Source organism: Paenibacillus sp. ACRRX, from assembly GCF_022346885.1.
Classification (GTDB): Bacteria; Bacillota; Bacilli; order Paenibacillales; family Paenibacillaceae; genus Paenibacillus_B.
In genome coordinates, this window is sequence record NZ_JAKRNK010000030.1 from 1 (window position 1) to 504 (window position 504).

Here is a 504-nt window from a genome sequence, read left to right on the forward strand (position 1 = left end):
AGTTGGGCACTCTAGAGTGACTGCCGGTGACAAACCGGAGGAAGGTGGGGATGACGTCAAATCATCATGCCCCTTATGACCTGGGCTACACACGTACTACAATGGTCGGTACAACGGGAAGCGAAGCCGCGAGGTGGAGCCAATCCTAAAAAGCCGATCTCAGTTCGGATTGCAGGCTGCAACTCGCCTGCATGAAGTCGGAATTGCTAGTAATCGCGGATCAGCATGCCGCGGTGAATACGTTCCCGGGTCTTGTACACACCGCCCGTCACACCACGAGAGTTTACAACACCCGAAGCCGGTGGGGTAACCGCAAGGAGCCAGCCGTCGAAGGTGGGGTAGATGATTGGGGTGAAGTCGTAACAAGGTAGCCGTATCGGAAGGTGCGGCTGGATCACCTCCTTTCTAAGGATTTACGTCTCCTGTGACGGAGACATACAGGAAGCATAAGCTTCCACCCTTAACATTCCGCTCGTTTTCAGTTTTGAAAGAGCAATCTTTCAA

At 53.4% G+C, this 504-nt stretch carries 1 rRNA gene; it reads left to right on the forward strand.

From position 1 onward, the window contains the following. Positions 1 to 405: ribosomal RNA gene (locus MH117_RS26445) — 16S ribosomal RNA — on the forward strand; the annotation flags it as partial. Positions 406 to 504: the final 99 nt, after the last annotated feature.